The 20,417-nt window shown below is 54.4% G+C and carries 17 protein-coding genes; 12 read left to right on the top strand and 5 right to left on the bottom strand.

Features of this window, described 5'->3' with window-relative positions; translation table 11 throughout:
* Window positions 1-150 precede the first annotated feature (150 nt).
* The 3 genes from AC6CHM_RS13790 (at window position 151) to AC6CHM_RS13780 (ending at window position 2,427) form a co-directional block, all read left to right on the top strand.
* Window positions 151-444 (top strand): type II toxin-antitoxin system RelE/ParE family toxin, encoded by a 294-nt coding sequence (locus AC6CHM_RS13790; protein ID WP_498173538.1) that lies wholly within the window; start codon window positions 151-153, stop codon window positions 442-444.
* Window positions 445-741: an addiction module antidote protein gene (locus AC6CHM_RS13785; protein ID WP_336440406.1), complete on the top strand. Its 297-nt coding sequence runs from the start codon at window positions 445-447 to the stop codon at window positions 739-741.
* A gap of 405 nt (window positions 742-1,146) precedes the next feature.
* Window positions 1,147-2,427, top strand: a complete 1,281-nt coding sequence (locus AC6CHM_RS13780; RefSeq protein WP_336440407.1) for a class I SAM-dependent methyltransferase — start codon at window positions 1,147-1,149, stop codon at window positions 2,425-2,427.
* A 462-nt stretch (window positions 2,428-2,889) separates the two neighbouring features.
* On the opposite strand, the gene acs is transcribed toward AC6CHM_RS13780, so the two are convergent.
* Window positions 2,890-4,842: an acetate--CoA ligase gene (gene acs, locus AC6CHM_RS13775; RefSeq protein ID WP_115054350.1), complete on the bottom strand. Its 1,953-nt coding sequence runs from the start codon at window positions 4,840-4,842 to the stop codon at window positions 2,890-2,892.
* Window positions 4,843-5,012: 170 nt separating this feature from the next.
* A complete protein-coding gene (locus AC6CHM_RS13770; protein ID WP_498173535.1) occupies window positions 5,013-5,690 on the bottom strand; it encodes a YggS family pyridoxal phosphate-dependent enzyme in 678 nt (225 codons plus the stop codon).
* A gap of 279 nt (window positions 5,691-5,969) precedes the next feature.
* Between AC6CHM_RS13770 and leuS the strand changes: the two genes are divergently transcribed.
* Both leuS and AC6CHM_RS13760 read left to right on the top strand, forming a co-directional pair.
* Window positions 5,970-8,588 (top strand): leucine--tRNA ligase, encoded by a 2,619-nt coding sequence (gene leuS / locus AC6CHM_RS13765; protein ID WP_337354228.1) that lies wholly within the window; start codon window positions 5,970-5,972, stop codon window positions 8,586-8,588.
* Complete coding sequence (locus tag AC6CHM_RS13760) at window positions 8,575-9,156, top strand: LPS assembly lipoprotein LptE (protein WP_498173532.1); 582 nt, start codon at window positions 8,575-8,577, stop codon at window positions 9,154-9,156. The genes leuS and AC6CHM_RS13760 overlap by 14 nt, the downstream gene beginning before the upstream one ends.
* A 79-nt stretch (window positions 9,157-9,235) precedes the next feature.
* Here AC6CHM_RS13760 and fsa read toward each other — a convergent pair whose 3' ends face one another.
* Entirely contained in the window at window positions 9,236-9,889 is a 654-nt protein-coding gene (gene fsa / locus AC6CHM_RS13755) for a fructose-6-phosphate aldolase (RefSeq protein ID WP_115054346.1), read from the bottom strand.
* 105 nt (window positions 9,890-9,994) lie between these two features.
* Here fsa and AC6CHM_RS13750 point away from each other — a divergent pair, with 105 nt between their 5' ends.
* From AC6CHM_RS13750 to AC6CHM_RS13720, 7 genes are all read left to right on the top strand, one after another.
* Window positions 9,995-12,178 carry a primosomal protein N' gene (locus tag AC6CHM_RS13750; RefSeq protein WP_498173530.1) on the top strand — a complete coding sequence of 728 codons (2,184 nt, stop codon included), beginning with the start codon at window positions 9,995-9,997 and terminating at the stop codon, window positions 12,176-12,178.
* Window positions 12,179-12,462: 284 nt separating this feature from the next.
* Complete coding sequence (locus AC6CHM_RS13745; protein WP_115054345.1) at window positions 12,463-12,852, top strand: AGROH133_08824 family phage infection protein; 390 nt, start codon at window positions 12,463-12,465, stop codon at window positions 12,850-12,852.
* 244 nt (window positions 12,853-13,096) lie between these two features.
* Window positions 13,097-13,657, top strand: a complete 561-nt coding sequence (locus AC6CHM_RS13740) for a F0F1 ATP synthase subunit delta (RefSeq protein WP_336440411.1) — start codon at window positions 13,097-13,099, stop codon at window positions 13,655-13,657.
* Window positions 13,657-15,186 (top strand): F0F1 ATP synthase subunit alpha, encoded by a 1,530-nt coding sequence (gene atpA / locus AC6CHM_RS13735; protein WP_498173527.1) that lies wholly within the window; start codon window positions 13,657-13,659, stop codon window positions 15,184-15,186. Before AC6CHM_RS13740 ends, atpA begins: the two co-directional genes overlap by 1 nt.
* Window positions 15,187-15,205: 19 nt before the next feature.
* Entirely contained in the window at window positions 15,206-16,084 is an 879-nt protein-coding gene (locus AC6CHM_RS13730) for a F0F1 ATP synthase subunit gamma (protein ID WP_115054343.1), read from the top strand.
* 18 nt (window positions 16,085-16,102) lie between these two features.
* Window positions 16,103-17,722, top strand: a complete 1,620-nt coding sequence (gene atpD, locus AC6CHM_RS13725) for a F0F1 ATP synthase subunit beta (protein WP_307281103.1) — start codon at window positions 16,103-16,105, stop codon at window positions 17,720-17,722.
* A gap of 232 nt (window positions 17,723-17,954) precedes the next feature.
* The gene (locus AC6CHM_RS13720) at window positions 17,955-18,362 is read left to right on the top strand and encodes a F0F1 ATP synthase subunit epsilon (protein ID WP_115054341.1); all 408 of its coding nucleotides are present in this window, start codon (window positions 17,955-17,957) and stop codon (window positions 18,360-18,362) included.
* A 287-nt stretch (window positions 18,363-18,649) separates the two neighbouring features.
* On the opposite strand, the gene AC6CHM_RS13715 is transcribed toward AC6CHM_RS13720, so the two are convergent.
* Together AC6CHM_RS13715 and AC6CHM_RS13710 are read right to left on the bottom strand one after the other, a co-directional pair.
* A complete protein-coding gene (locus tag AC6CHM_RS13715; protein ID WP_336440412.1) occupies window positions 18,650-19,183 on the bottom strand; it encodes an RNA pyrophosphohydrolase in 534 nt (177 codons plus the stop codon).
* A gap of 32 nt (window positions 19,184-19,215) precedes the next feature.
* Window positions 19,216-20,349, bottom strand: a complete 1,134-nt coding sequence (locus tag AC6CHM_RS13710) for a divergent polysaccharide deacetylase family protein (protein WP_498173524.1) — start codon at window positions 20,347-20,349, stop codon at window positions 19,216-19,218.
* Window positions 20,350-20,417: the final 68 nt, after the last annotated feature.

The following is a 20,417-nucleotide window of genomic DNA, read 5'->3' as shown; positions in this document are numbered from 1 at the left end:
GATGCACCATTTTCAGGCAAATCAGGTGGTATCATTATTAAAATCGGAAGCAAAGCACTTCCTCTGCAATCGCGAGTTGGTGTCGTTTAAACAGGTATCCGATTACAGTGATCTTATATTGACAATATGTAATTTAAAAAATTCAATACCATGAAGTTGAAGCAGACAAATACCTTCAGAAAATGGCGATTGGGTCTTAAAAATCCAAGAGTACGCTCATTGATATCCTCTCGACTCGACCGTCTTTCTTTTGGCCATTTTGGTGATGTAGCACCGGTAGGCCAAGGTGTTAGTGAACTGCGCATCCATGAAGTGCCGGGATATCGGATTTATTTCCAGCGTAGAGGCGACGTGATTGTCATTCTGTTGTGTGGTGGCGATAAAAGTACTCAGGCACGAGACATCAAAATGGCGAAGCGTCTTGCAGAAGAGTGGAGCGAATAAATGGCCGAAAAACTTTACGACTATGATCCTGCAGAAGATATTACTTCCGATCAAGCGGTTGCTGTTTTTATGACGGAGGCATTGGACACAAATGATGCTGCCTATATCGCGCATGCTCTCGGCGTCGTCGCGCGAGCAAAAGGGATGACTGGAATATCCAGGGAGACGGGACTTGCGCGCGAGCAGCTTTATCGTTCCTTGAGCGAAAATGGCAATCCTACCCTTGAAACAACACTTGCAGTTTTGAAGGCGCTCAATGTCGGGCTCACCGCCCATGTCAACAAATCTGCGCTATAAGGAACGCCCGCAACAACCCCAAAAGGAAAGGGCCACCCTTGAAGGATGGCCCCGTAATTCCGTCTGGCCTAAGGGCCTATACCCGGTCGCGACCGGGCTGCTGTTTTCAACGGAGAGATGATCTCCGCAGAGTAGCATCAGACGCCTTGTGGCACATATCGAAATCACTAGACATCGGATCACCTCCTTTACGTTCGTTGAACACACGAAGAGAATGGGGTGGCTTTTGGCGGATTTCAAGAGAAAAATCATCCGTGTGCGCCGGTTCGATTGCAAATGGGCTTTCTGCAAGCTTCTTTGTCGAGGATTTTACCGCAAAACCGTTGGACAGTTTTCAGAAACCTGCTTAGAGCAAATCAGGTTTCGTATTTATGCAAGCACTGTTTCAGTGCCTGGAGGCAAGAAATGGCAGCTGAGCACCGGGCAGCGCGAATTATCCGCACCGTGATTGATCTGATCGAACCGCAATTTTCGGTCGAACTGTGGGATGGCACCCGTATTGGCGATAGTGCTGACGGGCCTGTGCTGGTGATCAATGACCCGATGACCGTGCGCCAGCTGGCACTCAAGCCGAACATTGGTTCCATTGTCGAATTGTGGGTTTCCGGTCAGATCGATGTAAAGAATGGCACATTGTTCGATCTTGTCGAGCGCGGGCCAAAGGGCAAGCTGAAAGAGAAGATCAAGGCATTGCCGAAATGGCAATTGTTAAAGGACATTCCTGCGCTGCTTTTGAGCGGCGGCAAGAGCGGATCATCCGGCCTCGGTGGCAAAAATCCCTATGTCAGTGGCTCGAATAAAGAGGCGATCACACATCACTATGATGTCTCGAACGCATTCTATCAGCTCTTCCTCGATGATCGCATGGTCTATACCTGTGCCTATTTCACGGACTGGAACAACACTATCGATCAGGCGCAAGCGGATAAGCTCGAACTGATCTGCCGCAAGCTGCGCCTGAAGCCCGGAGAGCGGCTTTTGGATATTGGTTGCGGCTGGGGTGCCATGCTGATCTATGCGGCCAAACATTATGGTATTACCGGCACAGGTGTTTCCCTCTCAGAGGCGCAGACGGCGCTGGCGCGGGAACGGATCAAGGCGGAAGGTCTTGAGGACAAGATTACGATCCATGTCAAATCCTATGAGGAATTGGCAAAGGACCCGCAAATGCGCTTTGACAAAATCTCGTCTATCGGCATGTTCGAAGCGGTTGGTATCGCGCATTACGATACTTATTATTCGAGCGTGCACAGGCTTTTGAAGCCGGGCGGGCTTTATTTGCACCACGCGATCACCCGTCGCATGAAGCGCAATAAAAAAGCCTTCGGTCGCAAGAGTGCAGAGCATCTGGCGCTGGTGAAGTATATTTTCCCGGGCGGCGAACTCGATCATCTTGGCATGACTGTCGAGAACCTTGAAGGTCATGGTTTCGAAGTGCATGATGCGGAAAATCTGCGCGAACATTATGGCAAAACCTGTCGCATATGGGCTGACCGGCTGCATGCGCGCTTTGATGAAGCAATTGCCGAAGTAGGTGCACCCAAAGCCCGACTCTGGCTGCTTTACCTAACCGGCTGCGCACTGGCATTCGAACGCGGGACCGTACAGATCAACCAGACATTGGCATCCAGACGCAAGCGCGGGATATCAGCCGTGCCGCAAACGCGGGCTGATTTATATAAATAGAAGGTAGGATAGACAAATCTACTTCTGGTTGTATCGTGGCATGAGAACCATTTTTTGGGGTATTCATGCGCCTGCCGAGTTTTGCCTGTGTGTTCATCGGAGTCGCTTGTTCAGTCGTAACTACGACCGGCGCGCTCCCAGCCCCGATTTTACAAACGACTGCAAAACCACAGCAATCCCCCTGGTTGGTGCTGTCTGCCAGAACAACTTGCAAACAGGTCAACTCCTGCGAGGAGGCCGTGCAGATATGGTGCGATGGATATGCCCGTGCCGATGCTGATGATGACGGCATTCCCTGTGAGAATATCTGTCATTCGAAAGAACAAGTTGACGAGATCAGGCGGCAGATCGGCTGCTGATTGGTTCAAGGAATTTGTATGCGAATTGCTGCAAAACGCACAATGCGTGGTTTGCCCTCCTGAGCTTGTCGAAGGGCGAACCACGCACGATAATTCCTGCAGCCTAGCCCTTCTTGTTCTGGCGATTGGCAATCAGATCATCGACAACTGCCGGATCGGCGAGTGTCGACGTATCGCCAAGTGAGCCGAAATCATCCTCGGCGATCTTGCGCAAAATACGGCGCATGATCTTGCCGGAACGTGTTTTCGGCAGGCCCGGCGCAAACTGGATTTTGTCCGGCGAAGCGATAGGGCCGATTTCTTTGCGCACATGGGTGACGAGTTCCTTGCGCAATTCATCCGACCCTTCAAGGCCAGCCATCAAGGTCACATAGCAATAGATGCCTTGGCCCTTCAGATCGTGCGGATAGCCAACAACTGCCGCTTCCGACACCGTATCATGCGAGACCAGTGCCGACTCAACTTCTGCCGTACCCATGCGGTGGCCGGACACGTTGAGAACATCATCAACACGGCCTGTGATCCAGTAATAACCATCCTTGTCGCGGCGACAGCCGTCTCCGGTAAAGTACTTGCCCTTATAGGTGGAGAAATAGGCTTCGATGAAACGTTTGTGATCTCCATAAAGGGTGCGCATTTGACCCGGCCATGAATCGGTAATGCACAGATTGCCATCGGCTGCGCCCTCAACAACATCGCCTTCATTATCGACCAATTGTGGCTGGACGCCGAAGAACGGACGCGTTGCAGAACCGGGCTTGAGGGCCGTTGCACCGGGAAGCGGAGTAATCAAGATGCCGCCGGTTTCGGTCTGCCACCAGGTATCGACAATAGGCGAACGCTTCTCGCCCACTACCTGATAATACCATTCCCATGCTTCCGGATTGATCGGCTCGCCGACGGAACCCAGAACGCGCAGGGATTTGCGCGACGTCTTCTTGACAGGCTCATCACCTGCGCCCATCAAGGCGCGCAAGGCGGTTGGGGCCGTGTAGAAAATATTGACCTTGTGCTTGTCGATAACTTCCCAGAAACGCGATACGGAAGGATAGTTGGGAACGCCTTCAAACATGAGGGTGGTCGCGCCATTGGCAAGCGGGCCATAGACGATATAGGAATGGCCCGTAACCCAGCCAACATCGGCGGTGCACCAGTAAATATCGCCCTCATGATAATCGAAGACATATTCATGCGTCATGGACGCGTAGACGAGATAGCCGCCTGTGGTATGCAGAACCCCTTTCGGCTTGCCCGTCGAGCCTGACGTATAAAGAATGAAAAGTGGATCTTCCGCCTTCATCTTTTCCGGTTTGCACTCGCCTTTCACCGAGGCGATTTCCTCGTGATACCAAAGGTCACGGCTGGTCGCCCAAGTCGTCTTGCCGCCGGTACGGCGGACCACCAATACGTTCTTGACCATAACGTGATGCTTGGCAGCAATGTCGATCGCCTTATCCGTATTGTCTTTGAGCGGGATTGGCTTGCCGCCCCGCATACCCTCATCGGCGGTGATGACAAATGTCGATTCGCAGTCGATGATACGCCCGGCCAGAGCGTCAGGTGAGAAGCCGCCAAAGACCACGGAATGAACAGCGCCGATACGCGCGCAGGCCAGCATCGCATAGGAGGCCTCGGGGATCATCGGCATGTAGATGGTAACCCGGTCGCCCTTCTTGACGCCGTGCTTTTTCATAACATTGGCGAGCCGGCAAACCTGATCGTAAAGTTCGTTATATGTGATTTTCTTGTCGAGATAGGGATTATCGCCTTCCCAGATGATCGCAACCTGATCGCCGCGCTTTTTCAGGTGCCGGTCAATACAATTATAGGCAACGTTGGTGACGCCATCCTCAAACCATTTGATCGAGACTTTTCCGGAAAATGAAGTATTCTTGACTTTCGTGTAAGGCTTGAACCAGTCGATACGCTTGCCATGCTTGCCCCAGAATTTCTCCGGATCCTTGATGCTCTGCTTGTACCAGCTGAGATAGGTATCATTGTCGATAAGCGCGTTCTTCTTCGCGCTGGCCAGCACGGGATATACCTTCTCGGACATTCATTTCCTCCAAACTGATCTGACGGGCCTCCACCCGGAAACCTTCCCGGGGGAAGGCATTTGATTTCATTATCACCATGCAAATTGCTGCGTAAATACAGCAAATGATATCTAACGAAGGCGTTCCGTCGCAGATGTGCGACAACGGGCCATTATTTGTGTGAGCACAGTTATTTTGCGGGCAAAGAACGGCCCCCAAAGATTGCCGAGCCAACGCGCACGGAAGTCGCGCCGAAACCAATGGCAACCTCATAATCTCCCGACATTCCCATGGATAGTTTTTCCACCTTTGCCTCTCCTGCGATTTTACGCAGCAGGGCAAAATGAGGTCCCGGATTTTCTTCGGCGGGAGGGATGCACATCAGTCCCTCAATCGCGAGGCCATGCACGTCGCGGCACCGCTGCACAAAAGCCACCGCTTCCTTGGGCTCGATACCAGCCTTTTGCGGCTCAGAGCCGGTATTGACCTGAACATATAGTTTGGGAAAGCGGTTTTGTTTCTTCATTTCAGTCGCCAGTGCTGCTGCGATCTTCTCACGGTCGACAGTTTCGATGACATCGAACAGCGCGACAGCATCCTCGCACTTGTTGGATTGCAGCGGCCCAATGAGATGGAGTTCGAGACCAGAAAACTCAGAGCGAACGGCTGGCCATTTGCCTTGCGCCTCCTGAACGCGGTTTTCTCCGAAGACGCGCTGACCTGCATCAAGCACGGGACGTATTTCGTCCGCACCGAAAGTCTTGGATACCGCTACCAGCTGTACCGAATCCATCTTGCGCCCGGCTTCAATGGAAGCTTTTCCTATTGCGGCACGAACGGCAAAAAGTTGATCAACAGCAGTCGACATGGCAGGTTCTGTTCCTATTTATATGGTTCGAGCCGGTTTTCGCCCGCCCGAAAGTCTCAAGTGGTTGACGGTTCACTTAATACGTGGTGAAGGTCCGCCCAACTAGGGTGTGCGAGATTCACGCCATGGTGGCCTGCAAATGGCACTTTTCTGTGCTTCCGGTACTCATGAACCAAAAGTTCACTCCGTTCCGGTTCTCGAAAACTACCATTTTCGGCTCACCCTGACCTGAACTTCGACGCACCCTAATCCAGTATCCTTTGCAAGAGAATCCCGTTCATGGCAACCGAACGTTACAACCCGCGTGTGGCAGAAAAGCACTGGCAGAAAGTTTGGGACGACGCCAAGCTCTTTGAAACCAGCAATGATGATCCGCGTGATCCTTATTACGTGCTGGAAATGTTTCCCTATCCATCGGGCCGTATCCACATGGGTCACGTGCGCAATTATGCCATGGGCGATGTTGTAGCGCGCTACAAACGTGCCAAAGGCTTCAATGTCCTGCACCCGATGGGCTGGGATGCTTTTGGCATGCCTGCCGAAAATGCAGCGATGCAGAACAAGGTTCACCCGAAAACCTGGACCTATCAGAATATCGATTCGATGCGCAAACAGTTGAAGTCCATGGGCCTGTCACTCGACTGGTCGCGTGAGTTCGCAACATGCGATGTTGAATATTATCACCGCCAGCAGATGCTTTTCCTCGATTTCGTTGAGAAGGGGCTCGTGACGCGCAAATCCTCCAAGGTCAATTGGGATCCGGAGGATATGACGGTGCTTGCCAATGAGCAGGTCATTGACGGACGCGGCTGGCGCTCCGGAGCTCTGGTTGAGCAACGTGAGTTGACGCAGTGGTTTTTCAAGATCACCGACTTCAACGAAGAATTGCTGAGCGCGCTGGACGGGCTGGACCAATGGCCGGACAAGGTGCGCCTGATGCAGCGCAACTGGATCGGCAAATCCGAAGGCATGCTGATCCGCTGGGCGCTGGATGAGACGTCAGCCACGTCCGAAGCAAGCGAGATCGAAGTCTATACAACCCGCCCCGATACGCTCTTCGGTGCGTCATTCATTGCGATTGCTGCCGATCATCCGCTGGCAAAAAAGGCGGCTGAGCACAATGCTGCGCTGGCGGAATTCAACGAGGAATGCCGCCGTGCGGGAACCTCCGTTGCTGCCTTGGAAACGGCTGAGAAGAAGGGCTTCGATACGGGCCTGCGCGTTGTCCATCCGCTGGATGCGAGCTGGACATTGCCGGTCTACGTCGCCAATTTCGTCCTGATGGACTATGGCACGGGCGCGATTTTCGGCTGTCCTTCCGGCGATCAGCGCGATCTGGATTTTGCCAATAAATATGGTTTGCCGGTGGTGCCGGTTGTCATGCCGAAGGATGCGGATGCTGCGACCTTCCAGGTAACAGAGACGGCCTATGTGGATGATGGCGTGATGATCAATTCACGTTTTCTGGATGGGTTGACCCCTGCTGAGGCCTTTGACGAGGTTGCAAAAAAGCTGGAGAATCAGACAATCGGCAATCGCCCGCAAGGCGAACGCAAGGTCAATTTCCGTCTGCGCGACTGGGGTATTTCCCGCCAGCGTTACTGGGGATGCCCGATCCCCATGATCCATTGCGATGATTGCGGTGTGGTGCCTGTGCCAAAAGCTGACTTGCCGGTGAAGCTCCCCGACGATGTGGAATTTGACCGTCCCGGCAATCCGCTGGATCGTCATCCAACATGGCGTCATGTCAATTGCCCGAAATGCGGCAAGGCTGCGCGCCGCGAAACCGACACGATGGATACATTCGTCGACTCATCGTGGTATTTCGCACGCTTTACGGCGCCATGGGAAAATGAACCGACCAATCCGAAAATTGCCAATCATTGGCTGCCGGTCGATCAATATATTGGCGGCATCGAGCACGCCATTTTGCACTTGCTTTATTCGCGCTTCTTTACGCGGGCGATGAAAGTTGCCGGTCATCTGGACATTAGCGAGCCTTTCAAGGGTCTGTTCACCCAAGGCATGGTCGTGCACGAGACCTATAAGGGCAAGGAAGGCTGGGTTACCCCGGCTGAAATCAGACTGGAAGAAATCGATGGCAAGCGCCGCGCGGTCTTGCTTGCCACGGGCGAGGAAGTCGAAATCGGCTCGATCGAGAAAATGTCGAAGTCGAAGAAAAACGTCGTCGATCCAGATGATATTATTGCTTCCTACGGTGCTGATACAGCCCGATGGTTCATGCTGTCCGATTCACCGCCCGAACGCGATGTCATCTGGACAGAAGCGGGAGCAGAAGGCGCGCACCGTTTTGTGCAGCGCGTTTGGCGGCTGGTATCGGAGGCAGCAGAGAGCCTGAACGGTGTGGCGCCAGTGGCAGCGACTGACGGTGACGCCTTGCAGATTTCCAAGGTGGCCCACCGGACAGTCAAGCTGGTTGGCGAAGACCTGGAGAAACTGGGCTTCAACAAAGCCGTGGCCCGTCTCTATGAGCTGGTGAATCTTTTGGCTGGTCCCTTGCAAAAAATTGCCGCAGGCGAAGCAGATGCTGCGTTGACCGGCGCTTGCCGTCAGGCCACGGAAATGCTGCTTTCGATGATTGCGCCGATGATGCCGCACTTGGCCGAAGAATGCTGGAAAGCGTTGGACGGGCAGGATTTGATTGCGCACCGTCCGTGGCCTCAGTTCGATCCGGCATTGATTGTCGAGAACGATGTCACCATGCCCGTGCAGATCAACGGAAAGAAGCGCGGGGATTTGACAATTGCCCGCGATGCGGATCAATTGACGGTCGAAAAGGCCGTGCTTGCACTTGATTTCGTGCAGACAGCGTTGAATGGCAATTCGCCGAAGAAAGTCATTATTGTACCGCAGAGGATCATCAATGTCGTTGTCTGATCGTTGGATGCAGGGCTTTAGCTCCAAGCGTTTGTTGTCCCTATGCGTTGTAGGATTGGCGCTGGTTGCCAGTGGCTGTCAGGTGCGCCCGCTTTATTCTGATGCCGGTCCTGCTGTCGGCAGCAGCATCGGTGTCGATGGCAGCATGCGCTCCAAGCTTGCGAGTGTTTCCATCAACCAGCCTGGCGATCGCGTTACGCAGGAGGTGCGGAACCATTTGATCTTCCTGTTTGCAGGTGGTGCTGGTCAGCCAGCAAGTCCCGCATATTCGCTGCAGCTCGGTGTGAGTTCGAAGGACCTTTCTCTGGCCCTCATCCAGAACGCGACCAATGATAAATCAGGCCAGCCGACGGCGGGCTTGATCCGCATGACCGGCACTTACGTTTTGAAGCGGACGTCAGACGGGCAGGTTGTTGGTCAGGGAACGAGAATTGTGACGTCGAATTATGATTCGCCACGGCAGCGTTTTGCGGCCACCCGTGCAGCGCGCGACGCAAATAATCGTGCCGCACGTGAACTGGCCGAGGCACTGAACCTGAGTGTCGCGCAGGACCTTTCCAAATTTTGATTTGAAAATCTCTTGCCTAACAAAACGCCCGCTTTGATTGAACAAGACGGGCGTTTTTGTATTTATAGATCAGATCAAACTAAGCGATGGATTGGCCTGTCTTTGCCCAATCGGCCAGGAATGTTTCGAGGCCCTTATCTGTCAGCGGGTGCTTGACCAACGCCTTCAAAGTGGCAGGCGGTGCTGTGACGACATCAGCGCCGATCAATGCCGCGCTCTTGACGTGGTTGACGGTGCGCACAGATGCAGCAAGAATTTCAGTCGGATAGTCGTAATTGTCATAGATGGTGCGGATTTCGGAGATCAGCTCCATGCCGTCAATGCCAATATCGTCAATACGGCCAATGAAGGGGGAGATGAAGCTTGCACCGGCCTTGGCAGCAAGAAGCGCCTGATTGGCGGAGAAGCACAGGGTGACGTTGACGAGATGACCGTCGGAGCGAAGCGCCTTGCAAGCGCGAAGACCGTCGAGCGTCAGCGGAACCTTGATGCAGATATTGTCGGCAATCTTGGCAAGAACAGCAGCTTCCTTCATCATCTGCTCATATTCCACGGCAGCAACTTCTGCAGAGACAGGTCCCTTGACGATGCTGCAGATTTCCTTGGTGACTTCGAGAATGCTGCGGCCGGATTTGAGAATGAGCGAAGGGTTCGTCGTAACGCCATCGACCAGTCCTAGGTCGTTAAGCTCGCGGATATCCTTTACATCGGCAGTATCGACAAAAAACTTCATTGGGGCATTCCTTCCTAATATGACAGCTGGTCTGGAGAGGAGATGGGATATATCTCCGGAAAGTGGCTTTTCTTTAGACCAAAGCCGCGTCAAGGTCACGCACATATGAGTGAAGATTCGCGCCTCCCGCAAAAAATCGTTCCGGTGCTCGTGCCTATGCCGGCAGAGCGGCCCTATAGCTATGCTGTGCCGGAGGGAATGGATGTAAAGCCGGGATCAATCGTACGTGTGCCGCTGGGCCCGCGCGAGGTCGCTGGCATTGTCACAAGTGATGTGACCGATGATATTTCCGCCAAGAAATTGCGGCCAATTTCGGAGCTTTTCGATTGCCCTCCTGTTGATGATGGCATGATGCGCTTTATGCGTTGGGCCGCCGATTATACGATTTCGCCGCCGGGAATGGTGGCGCGCATGGTCTTGCGAGTTCCCGCTGCATTCGACCCCGAGCCACATGTGCCGGGCTTGCGCTTTTCGGGCAGGGAGCCGGAGCGGATGACGGGGGCACGCGCCCGCGTTCTTGAGCTTGCCGAAGACGGCATGGCGTGGACCCGCACCGGCCTTGCCCATGCCGCCGGTGTTTCCGCTACCGTGATCGATGGTCTTCATACGGCTGGCGTGTTTGAGCAGGTGATGATCCCGCCGCGTCCCATCGTGGCTGCGCCGGATATCAATTATGCCAAAGCGGTTCTTTCCAGCGATCAGGCCGAAGCTGCCGACAGGCTCGTGGAAGCAGTATCGAGCAAGGACTTTTCGGTCACTCTGCTTGATGGCGTCACCGGCTCGGGCAAGACCGAAGTCTATTTCGAAGCGCTTGCCAAGGCGATCGAGCAGGGCAAACAGGTGCTGATCCTTTTGCCGGAAATCGCGCTGACGCAGCAATTCCTCGATCGTTTCCACGACCGTTTCGGGACCAAGCCTGCGGAGTGGCATTCGGACCTTGCGCCAAAAACACGCGAGCGTGTCTGGCGGCAGGTGATGGAAGGACAGGTCCGCGTCGTTGCCGGGGCGCGGTCAGCGCTATTTCTGCCATTCAATGATCTCGGGCTGATCATTGTCGATGAAGAGCATGACTCTGCCTATAAGCAGGAAGACAGGGTGTTTTATAATGCCAGGGACATGGCTGTGGTGCGTGGGCATATCGACAATTTTCCCGTGATTCTTGCCTCGGCAACACCGTCAATTGAAAGTCAGGTCAATGCGATGCAGGGCAAATATACCCGCATACGCCTGACCGGGCGTTATGCCGAGGCGGCGATGCCTAATCTACGCGCCATCGACATGCGAAAATCGCCGCCGCGTCCGGGCGGGTTTCTGTCGCCCGCACTGGTCGAGGCGGTCAATCAAACATTACAGCGCAAAGAGCAGTCGCTGCTCTTTCTCAATAGGCGCGGTTACGCACCTCTAACCCTTTGCAGGGTTTGCGGCCATCGTTTCCAATGCCCCTGTTGTTCCAGCTGGCTTGTCGAACACAGGTTTCGCGGGCAACTAGTCTGCCATCAATGCGGACATCATGAACCCAAGCCTGATGCCTGCCCGTCCTGTGGGACGTTCGATCATCTTGTCGCCTGCGGGCCAGGGGTCGAGCGTATCGCGGAAGAAGCCGAAAAGACGTTTCCGGATGCACGGATTATCGTGCTGTCATCAGATTTGATGGGCGTGAAGCGCCTGCGGCTGGAGCTTGATGCCATTGCGCGCGGCGAGGCCGATATTGTGATCGGCACGCAGCTTGTCGCCAAGGGGCATAATTTCCCCAATATGACGCTGGTTGGCGTGGTCGATGCCGACCTTGGCTTGGCCAATGGCGATCCGCGTGCTGCGGAGCGCACCTTCCAATTGCTTAATCAGGTAACGGGCCGCGCCGGGCGAACCGGCAAGAAAAGTACCGGCCTGTTGCAAACCTATCAGCCGGACCATCCGGTGATGCGGGCCATTGTCTCAGGCGATGCCCAGGCATTTTATGACCGGGAAATAGAAGAGCGTGAGCGTTCCGGTCTCCCTCCGTTTGGCAGGCTGGGGGCATTAATAATCTCCGCTGCGACCCGGCCTGAAGCAGAAGGACATGCCCGCGCCTTGCGCCGCGTTGCGCCCACATCGCAACAGATCAACGTTCTTGGTCCGGCAGAAGCGCCGCTGGCGCTGGTGCGGGGCCGCCATCGCTTCCGGTTGCTTATCCACGGCACACGCAAAGCGGACATTCAAGGCTTCATCCGCGCGATGCTGGGTGCCGGTCCAAAAGAAAGAGGGTCGGTGCGGGTGCAGGTTGATATTGATCCGCAGAGTTTCCTATAAAACCCGTCATGGAGGGCTGCAAATGGCGCTTTTCTGCGCTCCGGTGCTCATGTACCCAAAAGTATATTCAGTTCCGTGGTTCGAAAATCACCATTTTCGCCGCCCCATGACAAGTTTAAGCGCGGCGCTATAAGAGGGGCTGTTAGAGCATCGGACCGAAAGTGGAATTCCGGTTTTCGGATAATCCGATGCTATACAAAACTATAGATCGCCATCTTGCGTCCGTGAGGACGTCCGGTGATCTATAAGCGGTCGAGTTGTTTGTTTAGAAAAGGGTGCAAGAAATGGAATTTTACTGGCCGGCAAGTCAGGGGGAGTGGATGGCCTGGTTATCTGCGGCCATCACTGTGGCGTTCGGTATCATCCTGTTTTTTGCGCCGCGCATAGCCTTGAAAGTTTTGCGCCTCCAAACTGTTCCCGCGCATCCGGAAGCTCTTTCGGCGGTTCGTGGCCCGCTTGCCGGTTTTTATCTCGGCCTTGGCCTCTCCGCGCTGATTTTCTCGCAGCCTTTTTTGTGGATCGCTTTGGGCGTATCCTGGGGAATTACGCTTTTCGGTCGCCTGATCTCGATGATGTCAGATCGTGGCAATACGATTTACAACTGGGTAATGGTCATTATTGAACTGGCCCTTGCCGCAGGTCCATTGCTCTTTGCTTTCGGCTTTATCGCATAGTCAGAAAGGCCAGAGTGGAATAGTTGACTCAAGATTATCCAGAGTTCAGGCAATTCTGATCGCCATTTTACCGGATTCCCGTGTTGCGAGTCCGGTATTCCTATGCTAGACGGCAATCAAATCTCGTCAGGGATGGCCTTCGGGTCATGTTCTGAGGTTAAAAAAATCAATAATGCCAAAGATTTGACCCGAAATCCCTTCAGGTCGCCCGATTTTTGGCCAAAACGCAGAGAGCTTGTCGTTCGTGGCAGAAACTTCGTCGCTCATTTCCGGTGTTGCCCAGCGCTATGCGGGTTCATTGTTTGATCTCGCACTGGAGGCAAACTCCGTTGCGCAGGTAGAGAAAGATCTCGGCAGGTTCGAGGCTCTTATCGATGGCAGTCCTGAACTGAAGCGTTTGATCGTCAGCCCGGTTTTCTCGTCAGGCGATCAGGTCAAGGCGATCTCCGCCATTCTGACCAAGGCCAAGATTAGCGGTCTCGTCAATAATTTCCTGCGTCTTGTCGCGCAGAACCGGCGCCTTTTCTCGGTGCCTGCCATGATCCAGTCATTCCGCCAGATCGCAACCGCCCATCGCGGTGAAGTTGCGGCGGACGTTACTTCCGCGCATGCCTTGACGGCGGCGCAGCAGACAGAATTGAAGGCCACGCTGAAAAGCGTCGCCGGCAAGGACGTGACAATCAATGTCACCATTGATCCGTCGATCCTTGGAGGTCTCATCGTCAAGTTGGGGTCCCGCCAGATCGACACTTCGCTTCGCACAAAACTTTCTTCGCTTAAGCTTGCACTGAAAGAGGTCGGCTGATGGACATCCGCGCCGCGGAAATTTCCGCAATCCTTAAAGATCAAATCAAGAATTTCGGCCAGGAGGCAGAAGTCTCCGAAGTTGGTCAGGTTCTGTCCGTCGGTGACGGTATTGCCCGCGTTTACGGTCTGGACAATGTTCAGGCCGGTGAAATGGTGGAGTTTCCTGACGGAACTCGCGGCATGGCCCTGAACCTTGAAAGCGACAATGTTGGTGTCGTTATTTTCGGTTCCGACCGTGACATCAAGGAAGGTGATACGGTCAAGCGCACAGGCGCGATCGTTGACGTTCCTGTCGGCAAGGAATTGCTCGGTCGCGTTGTTGACGCTCTGGGTAATCCAATCGACGGCAAGGGCCCAATCAAAGCCACTCAGCGTTCACGCGTTGACGTCAAGGCTCCTGGTATCATCCCACGCAAGTCGGTGCATGAGCCAATGTCGACCGGCCTCAAGGCTATCGATGCTCTGATCCCGGTTGGCCGTGGACAGCGCGAATTGGTCATCGGCGATCGCCAGACCGGCAAGACTGCAATCATTCTCGACACATTCCTTAACCAGAAGCCAGCGCATGATGCGGGCGACGAGAACCAGAAGCTGTATTGCGTTTATGTCGCTATCGGCCAGAAGCGTTCAACTGTTGCCCAGTTCGTGAAGATCCTTGAAGAGCGCGGCGCGCTTGAATATTCGATCATCGTTGCCGCAACTGCTTCTGATCCTGCACCAATGCAGTATCTGGCACCGTTTGCCGGTTGCGCCATGGGTGAATATTTCCGTGATAACGGCATGCACGCTTTGATCGCTTATGACGATCTTTCCAAGCAGGCTGTTGCTTACCGCCAGATGTCGCTTTTGCTGCGTCGTCCTCCGGGCCGTGAAGCCTATCCAGGCGACGTTTTCTATCTGCATTCCCGTTTGCTGGAGCGTTCTGCCAAGCTCAACGACGAAAATGGCGCAGGTTCCCTGACCGCCCTTCCAGTCATCGAAACGCAGGCTAATGACGTGTCGGCCTATATTCCGACCAACGTGATTTCGATCACCGACGGTCAGATCTTCCTCGAAACCAACCTGTTCTATCAGGGTATCCGTCCAGCTGTTAACGTTGGTCTGTCGGTTTCCCGCGTTGGTTCTGCTGCGCAGATCAAGGCGATGAAGCAGGTAGCGGGTTCGATCAAGGGCGAGCTTTCGCAGTATCGTGAAATGGCTGCTTTCGCGCAGTTCGGTTCCGATCTCGATGCATCGACACAGCGCTTGCTTAATCGCGGCGCGCGTCTGACCGAGCTTTTGAAGCAGCCACAATTCTCGCCGCTCAAGACGGAAGAACAGGTTGCTGTGATTTTCGCCGGTGTTAACGGCTATCTCGACAAGCTTGCTGTCAATCAGGTCAGCAAGTTTGAACAGGGCCTCCTGACATGGCTGCGCACGGAACATAAGGATGTTCTGAGCACAATCGCATCAGAAAAGCAGATCAGCGAAGACACCAAGGGCAAGCTTAAGGCAGCAGTTGATGCCTTTGCCAAGTCCTTCGCTTAACCACTGACGGGATGAACGGATGCCTTCGTTAAAGGATCTGAGAAACCGGATCGCCTCGGTCAAGGCGACGCAGAAAATCACCAAGGCGATGCAGATGGTCGCCGCGGCGAAGCTGCGTCGTGCGCAGGAAGCTGCGGAAGCCGCGCGCCCTTACTCGCAACGTATGGCTGCGGTTTTGGCGAATATTGCTTCCAATGTGGATGGTGATGACGCGCCTGTACTGATGAGCGGAACCGGAAAAGATGATGTGCATCTTTTGATTGTCTGCACATCGGAACGCGGGCTTTGCGGCGGTTTCAACTCGCAGATTGCGCGTTTGGCTCGTGACCACACCCGCCGCCTGCTTGCAGATGGCAAGACAGTGAAGATCATCACCGTTGGCAAGAAGGGCGCGGACATTCTGCGCCGTGATCTTGGCAAGCTTATCATCGATCACGTTAATCTGCGTGAAGTGAAGCAGGTTGGTTTCACCAATGCTGACGAGATCGGTCACAAGATCATCGGACTTTACAATGAAGGCGCTTTTGATGTCGCTACATTGTTCTATTCCGAGTTCAAGTCTGTGATTTCGCAGATTCCAACTGCACAGCAGCTGATTCCGGCCAGCGCCATTGGCGATGCCGAACCGGAAACCGCGGGCGATGCAGTCTATGAATATGAACCGGATCCGGCTGCCATTCTCGGCGACCTGATCCCACGCAATATTTCTGTCCAGGTTTTCCGCGCTCTCCTTGAAAACGCGGCATCGGAACAGGGTGCGCGTATGTCCGCCATGGACAACGCAACCCGCAACGCCGGTGACATGATCAACAAGCTGACAATGTCGTATAACCGCCAGCGTCAGGCCCAGATCACCAAAGAACTGATTGAAATCATTTCGGGCGCGGAAGCGCTCTAATCGCGAAGGTAAGGATCGATGGCAAAAGCAGCGACCCCGAAAACACCCGCAGCCGCAAAAGCAGCTGCACCCAAGGCAGCCGCTAAGCCAGCAGCGGCGAAGGCAGCTCCAAAGGCTGAAGCCAAGGCTGCACCTGCCGCCAAGGCAGCAGCAACGAAAGCTCCTGCAGCAAAGTCTGCCAAGGCGCCTTCGGCACCGAAGACTGCCCTGAAGGCAACCGGCGTTGTCGGTCGTGTCAGCCAGGTCATCGGCGCTGTGGTTGACGTTGCCTTTGATGGCGGCGTTCTGCCAAAGATCCTCAACGCGCTGGAAACCGACAATCTCGGCAATCGCCTGGTTCTGGAAGTTGCTCAGCACCTCGGTGAGAACACAGTTCGCACGATCGCCATGGACTCGACAGAAGGTCTGGTTCGCGGTCAGGTCGTATATGATACGGGTTCTGCGATCATGGTTCCGGTTGGACCTGAAACGCTTGGTCGTATCATGAACGTTATCGGTGAGCCGGTTGACGAAGCTGGCCCGATCAAGACAACTTTGACCCGCGCTATTCACCAGCCAGCGCCTGAATATGTTGATCAGTCAACAGAAGCTCAGATTCTGGTCACAGGCATCAAGGTTATCGATCTTCTCGCGCCTTATGCTCGTGGTGGTAAGATTGGTCTGTTCGGCGGTGCCGGCGTGGGCAAGACCGTTTTGATCATGGAATTGATCAACAACGTCGCCAAGGCGCATGGTGGTTACTCGGTATTTGCCGGTGTGGGTGAACGTACCCGCGAAGGTAACGATCTCTATCACGAAATGATTGAGTCCGGCGTGAACAAGGCTGGCGGCGGCGAAGGTTCCAAGGCCGCACTTGTTTACGGTCAGATGAATGAGCCACCAGGGGCACGTGCTCGTGTTGCTCTCTCCGGTCTGACAGTTGCGGAGCATTTCCGCGATGAAGGCCAGGACGTTCTGTTCTTCGTGGATAATATTTTCCGCTTCACGCAGGCTGGTTCGGAATTGTCGGCTTTGCTCGGACGCATTCCTTCTGCTGTGGGTTATCAGCCAACGCTGGCAACCGACATGGGTCAGATGCAGGAACGCATCACCACGACGCATAAGGGTTCGATCACTTCGGTTCAGGCCATTTACGTGCCCGCCGACGATTTGACCGATCCGGCGCCTGCGACATCCTTCGCGCATCTTGATGCGACGACGAACTTGAACCGTGCGATTTCCGAGAAGGGTATTTACCCGGCTGTGGATCCGCTCGATTCAACGTCACGCATGCTCGATCCGTTGATCGTTGGTGAAGAACACTACCAGATTGCCCGTCAGGTGCAGTCAATTCTGCAGCGCTACAAGTCGCTTCAGGACATCATCGCCATTCTCGGCATGGACGAGCTTTCGGAAGAAGACAAGATTGCAGTGGCACGCGCCCGCAAGATCGAACGCTTCCTGTCGCAGCCGTTCTTCGTTGCGGAAATCTTCACCGGTTCGCCGGGCAAGCTGGTTGATCTGGCCGACACCATCAAGGGCTTCAAAGGTCTTTGCAATGGCGATTATGATCACCTGCCGGAAGCAGCATTCTACATGGTTGGCTCGATCGACGAGGCAATCGAAAAGGCACAGCGTCTGGCAGCAGAAGCAGCCTAATTCGGAAATGATGGCGGGCTACGGCCCGCCCTTTTCTGTCTAATTTGGCAATTTCTATTGGGAAACCTGTTCCCGCGTTTTGCAATTGCTTGAACTGATCGGGTCTAAAGCAATACCAGCAAAAATGTGAAACGGTTTTGCGTCCGGAGTTGCGTAGGAACAAAGGCTTAGAGTGCAGTTTTGATCCATCAAGACGTCAAGCGCTCTAAATCACAGGAATTGAGTGGATATCATGGCTGAAGCCTTCCAGTTTGAACTCGTCTCGCCAGAACGCCTGCTTCTTTCGGAGCAGGTCATTGAAGTCGTTGTTCCGGGCACGGAAGGCTATATGACCGTCCTGGCTCACCATGCTCCATTGATGGCAACGATCAAGCCAGGCGTCGTCACAGTAAAGACACCTGATGGAAAGCCCGACAGCTATGTTGTTTTCGGCGGCTTCGTTGATGTGACGCCAGATGGCTGCATTCTTCTCGCGGAATCGGCGGTACACGTCACCGATATAAAGGCTGATGAACTGCAAAACCGCATCAAGGATGCCAAGGAAGACTTCGAAGATGCGACTACACGCGAAGAGAAGTCGCGTGCGGAAGATCTGCTCGGTCAGTTGACAACATTGCAGGAAGCCATCAAGGCAGCTTGAGTATTTCAGCATGAGCTATAATGATGAAGCGGGCATTGGCCCGCTTTTTTTATTATGCTTTTTCGCGAGCCACGATGTCGCGAATCCACAGTGCCGTATTGCGTTTCTTGAAGCATCTGCTGTTCGCCTTGGGTTGTGCGATAGGTACTGTGCGGGGTCAGGCTCGCAGCCAATCACTTTGTCAGGCGGCATCTGACGATGAATAAACATCGACTTCGCCACCTTGCGCGTGAATTGCCGCGCCATCCGAGAGAAAGAACGGTTTCCTATTTAGACCGGAAAAGTCTTTAGCCTGGGTTTGCCGCCAAATGCTTGAACGCGGCGACAACCTCTTCATAGACGGCGCGCTTAAATGGAACGATCAAATCAGGCAATTGCGCCATTGGCTTCCATGCCCATTCGTCAAATTCGGGGGTATGTCCGCCGGGCGGCGGGTTGATGGCGATCTCGCTTTCGTCGCCTTCAAAGCGATAGGCAAACCACTTTTGTGTCTGGCCGCGATATTTGCCCTTAAGAGCAACACCCATCAGATGCGGTGGCAGATCATAATTGATCCAGTTTGGCGCTTCGGCGAGCAAAGATACGGACTTCATGCCGGTTTCTTCGTAGAGCTCGCGCAGCGCTGCCGGTTGCGAAGCTTCACCTGGATCAATGCCGCCTTGCGGCATTTGCCAAAGCTGGGTCTGCCCATCCATCTCGTCATTGGGTATGACGATACGATGACCGGCCCAGACAAGTCCTTCCTTGTTGAGCACCATGATGCCGACACAGGGGCGATAGGGCAGGGATTGTGGATCGACAGGCTTTTTGTTCTTGCTCATGCGGATGCTCCAGTGCGCGCGTTCGAGGAGTGCTAGCCCTTTTGCGGATCGCGGACAAGCGCCGATATGGGGACGATTTCTATGCCACGCGCCTTGGCTTCATTCGCCCATGCGGCGACTGCTTCAACAGTTACATCGAACGCCGAGCCAGTCGCAATCGCGGTGCCTTTGGCGCGTGCAATGCGTTCCAGTTCATCCAGTTTCTTCAGGATGCCGCCGCGCTCCTGCGTTGCATCAATTAACAAGTCTGCGGCAGCGTAGGGCGTGCCTTGCTGTGTGGCAATTGCATCTGCTTGGCTGCGGGCCGAGGTGCCGTCATCCAGATAAAGCAAGCCACGGCGGGTAATCTCCTGCATGACAGGTGTCATTGCAGCAGCCTCCGACGTGAAACGCGCGCCCATATAGTTCATGACGCCCGTGTAGTTGGTAATGCGTCCCATTGTCTTGTGCAGGTTCTCAATCGTGGCGGTGGGTTGTGCATCCACGGTCAGTGTATTGCGGCCGGGATTCACCCGCGGATAGTCGAAAGGCTCCAGAGGCAATTGCAACAATATTTCGTGGCCTTCCTGACGGCCCGCCTGCATCCAACGGCCCAGGCTATTGCCTTCAGGCGAGAAGGCCAAAGTTATTTCCGGCGGCAAGACACGGATAGCGTTCTGAGAGCCGGTCTGAGACAGGCCCAAACCGCCAATAATAATCGCCACCCGCGCGCCCCGCGCCCCGGACCATGGTCTTGCATAGGCATCAAGCGGACGACGCCCATCCGGCGCAATGATCGGGAGCGGCCCTTGCGGGGACTGCTCGAGCAAATCCGGTTCTGGCAGATGCGCAGTTCGAGGGTCTTGGCCCCGTCTTGCAGGATCGCCAACGACAATGACCTTGGGTCCGCCCGCAACCTCATTGGCTATATTGCCTGGCAACTGGTTGGAACTTGTTGTTTTCGGCAGGGCAGGTGAAACCGGCTTTGGAGCAGGAGCTTGCGTGGCAATGGGGATAGCTGGTTTTGCTTCAGGCCGCCGGAACCCTTGATGGCTGGTATAGGAAATTACGGATGACGCAACCAGCACGAGCGTAAAAACAGTCGAGGGCAGTATCCATGACCCTGCCGTTTTATTGCCCGCTCTGACGTTCGGCCCTTTGCCGGTTTGCCCCAGCGGCCTGTTCAATTCTGAATTCACGCTTATTGGCCGGAAAAAGGGAGGAAGTGCTGGCAGCAAATACTGCGATAAGGGAG

The organism is Phyllobacterium sp. GQ127 (assembly GCF_059758635.1).
This window is presented reverse-complemented; position numbering and strand designations above follow the sequence as displayed.

What these genes read in the sequence shown, in the direction of transcription:
- AC6CHM_RS13790 (WP_498173538.1), top strand. Translation starts at nt 151, where the DNA reads ATGAAGTTGAAGCAGACAAATACCTTCAGAAAATGGCGATTGGGTCTT.
- AC6CHM_RS13785 (WP_336440406.1), top strand. Translation starts at nt 445, where the DNA reads ATGGCCGAAAAACTTTACGACTATGATCCTGCAGAAGATATTACTTCC.
- AC6CHM_RS13780 (WP_336440407.1), top strand. Translation starts at nt 1,147, where the DNA reads ATGGCAGCTGAGCACCGGGCAGCGCGAATTATCCGCACCGTGATTGAT.
- acs (WP_115054350.1), bottom strand. Translation starts at nt 4,842, where the DNA reads ATGTCCGAGAAGGTATATCCCGTGCTGGCCAGCGCGAAGAAGAACGCG.
- AC6CHM_RS13770 (WP_498173535.1), bottom strand. Translation starts at nt 5,690, where the DNA reads ATGTCGACTGCTGTTGATCAACTTTTTGCCGTTCGTGCCGCAATAGGA.
- leuS (WP_337354228.1), top strand. Translation starts at nt 5,970, where the DNA reads ATGGCAACCGAACGTTACAACCCGCGTGTGGCAGAAAAGCACTGGCAG.
- AC6CHM_RS13760 (WP_498173532.1), top strand. Translation starts at nt 8,575, where the DNA reads ATGTCGTTGTCTGATCGTTGGATGCAGGGCTTTAGCTCCAAGCGTTTG.
- fsa (WP_115054346.1), bottom strand. Translation starts at nt 9,889, where the DNA reads ATGAAGTTTTTTGTCGATACTGCCGATGTAAAGGATATCCGCGAGCTT.
- AC6CHM_RS13750 (WP_498173530.1), top strand. Translation starts at nt 9,995, where the DNA reads ATGAGTGAAGATTCGCGCCTCCCGCAAAAAATCGTTCCGGTGCTCGTG.
- AC6CHM_RS13745 (WP_115054345.1), top strand. Translation starts at nt 12,463, where the DNA reads ATGGAATTTTACTGGCCGGCAAGTCAGGGGGAGTGGATGGCCTGGTTA.
- atpA (WP_498173527.1), top strand. Translation starts at nt 13,657, where the DNA reads ATGGACATCCGCGCCGCGGAAATTTCCGCAATCCTTAAAGATCAAATC.
- AC6CHM_RS13730 (WP_115054343.1), top strand. Translation starts at nt 15,206, where the DNA reads ATGCCTTCGTTAAAGGATCTGAGAAACCGGATCGCCTCGGTCAAGGCG.
- atpD (WP_307281103.1), top strand. Translation starts at nt 16,103, where the DNA reads ATGGCAAAAGCAGCGACCCCGAAAACACCCGCAGCCGCAAAAGCAGCT.
- AC6CHM_RS13720 (WP_115054341.1), top strand. Translation starts at nt 17,955, where the DNA reads ATGGCTGAAGCCTTCCAGTTTGAACTCGTCTCGCCAGAACGCCTGCTT.
- AC6CHM_RS13715 (WP_336440412.1), bottom strand. Translation starts at nt 19,183, where the DNA reads ATGAGCAAGAACAAAAAGCCTGTCGATCCACAATCCCTGCCCTATCGC.